This window comes from uncultured Lutibacter sp. (assembly GCF_937891065.1).
Lineage (GTDB): Bacteria > Bacteroidota > Bacteroidia > Flavobacteriales > Flavobacteriaceae > Lutibacter.
In genome coordinates this window covers 1-2,251 of record NZ_CALAEQ010000019.1, presented here as the reverse complement: position 1 = coordinate 2,251, position 2,251 = coordinate 1, and the positions used below count along the sequence as shown (strand labels likewise).

General features: G+C 28.2%; 3 protein-coding genes. 1 reads left to right on the top strand and 2 read right to left on the bottom strand.

Going from position 1 to position 2,251, the window contains the following annotated elements; all coding sequences use genetic code 11:
• Positions 1-70: 70 nt before the first annotated feature.
• The gene (locus Q0352_RS01490; protein ID WP_299522480.1) at positions 71-532 is read right to left on the bottom strand and encodes a hypothetical protein; all 462 of its coding nucleotides are present in this window, start codon (positions 530-532) and stop codon (positions 71-73) included.
• A gap of 83 nt (positions 533-615) precedes the next feature.
• Here Q0352_RS01490 and Q0352_RS01485 point away from each other — a divergent pair, with 83 nt between their 5' ends.
• Complete coding sequence (locus Q0352_RS01485) at positions 616-840, top strand: helix-turn-helix transcriptional regulator (protein WP_299522477.1); 225 nt, start codon at positions 616-618, stop codon at positions 838-840.
• A 196-nt stretch (positions 841-1,036) separates the two neighbouring features.
• Here Q0352_RS01485 and Q0352_RS01480 read toward each other — a convergent pair.
• Positions 1,037-2,251, bottom strand: a 1,215-nt coding sequence (locus Q0352_RS01480; protein WP_367274563.1) for a tyrosine-type recombinase/integrase, incomplete at its 5' end; no start/stop codon positions are given.

The window sequence follows — 2,251 nt, the reverse complement described above, 5'->3', positions numbered from 1 at the left end:
CCAATTTTTATTACCTTATGTAATCCACACTCACAACTCGCATATACTTTAGAACCCATAAATAAATATTTTAGTCAGGACAATTTCCCCTTTGTTCAAAACCATTTGAAATCTCATCAAATAAAAAAGATAAAGCATTTAAATTACCTCCATCGTTAACACCTATATTTAACTTAAGAGAACTTCCTGACATAGTAAATAAATAAGTTTCAGAAGCGTGCCCATAATCTAATATAACCTTAAAATTATCTTTTGAATTTTCTATAATTTCTAAAGATGAAGCATTTGACGATAAATAATAGTCATAACAGCTGCCATTAATAGACCCCCACCATTCTTCAAATGGACTTGATAAATTATTCTTAAATCTATAATATTTAACATCTTCACCATCAGTATATTTCCACTCTGTTCCTCCCAATGATTCTAAAAGAGTATTAGATGATGACGAACCATCATCATTGTTACAACTATTTAAAGAAATTATAGTCACAAGAACTACTAATAGGCTAATTAATAAATTGTTTTTCATAGTTTTTATATTTTAATTTTTAAATGTTAAATATAGGCATATTTGCCTATTAATTAATACTCGTACTCTACGAATTTTACATAGTGGAGTATTTAAAAGAATCTGACTTTTTAATTGCCTTTGGTAAGAACCTAAGAAAGTATCGTAAACTAAAAGGTTTTACACAGGAACAACTCGCCAACGATTTAAATATTGAAATATCCCAAATAAGCAGAATTGAAAGAGGTATTATAAATACTTCTATTGGTAACATTAATGCTATTTCAAAAGTTTTAAAAATTGACACAAAAGATTTGTTTGATTTTTAGAAAATATTTTAGCTTACACCACTCAAAATTATTCTCTTTTGTTTAATTTACTTTACGGAAACCCTTATTCACGATTTATTACAACCTAATCTGACTCCTACATCAATTTTAAGGTCTGTGTATCAATACTTTTTGAAGGATAATTCGTTTTCCATATAATGTGTCCACTTTAAAATAAAACGCCCTAATTGTTAAGTTAGGACGTTAATTTTTTATTCAATTTAATCATTTCCTCGCTCACTTTTTTCTGTACTACTTTGCCATAATGAGCCTGTGTAATAGCCATATTAGAGTGCCCTAATAATTCTGAAACTATTTCCATAGGCACATTATTATAAAGCAAAACTGTTGAAGCGAATGTTTTTCTTGCTGTATGATGTGTCAACCTCTTTTCAATTCCTACAATTTCAGCTATCTCTTTCAAGTATGAGTTGAATTTTTGATTTGAAATATTTGGCAATAACTTCTCTTGCCCTTCAGCTGTATAATTATTAATAATACTGAATGCTTTTGGTAATAGAGGAACTGAAATGACTTTCGATGTTTTCTTTCTAACTGTTTTAATCCATAATTGCCCATCAAATTCAGTAACTACATCTTTCGCTACCAAATTTGCCATTTCATTATAAGCCAAACCAGTATAGCAACAGAATACAAAACAATCTCTTACTTGCTCCAAACGGTTTTGTTTAAAATTAAAACTTTCTATATCTTTTAACTCATCATTGTTTAAAAAAACAACTTGCCTTTTAACTTTTTTATACTTGTGCATCACGAAAGGGTTTCTATCTATAATTTTTTCATTAAAAGCCTCATTCACCACTCTTTTAAATCGCTGAAGTATCTTGTTAACGGTCACCTGCTTATGATTCTGCTCAGTTTTTAAATAGTATTCCAAATCATCCAAGAATGAAGATTCTATAGCTGAAACCAAAATGTCCTTTTTTCGATACTTCCATTTAATAAAATCTGAAATATGGTCGTAAACTTTATCATATTTTTTAAAAGTAGCTTCTTCAAGGTCTTTTCCAACCAGTTTTTCAAGCTTTTTTAAAAACACTTTGAAATATTCAACAATTTTTGTTTCTTCAATAAGGTTATCACCCTTGTAAATCTTAAATATATCATCTACATAAAATGATTTCTTTTGAATTTGTAATAATAAAAAAGCTTGATTCAAATTAGTTTTGATCAAGCTTAATTGGGTTGTTATAAATTTTGATTGTTCAGCACCTTTCAATACTTTTTGTTTTTTATTGTTCCAATAGTCAGGGTCCACAAATAAACCTGTGCTAAATGTTTTTCTATTTTTATTATAAGTTAACCTGCATTGCAAAGAGCAAATTCCTTTAGAATTAACCTTACATCTGTTTATTACAAATAGTATATTTAATATCATAATAGTTGGTTT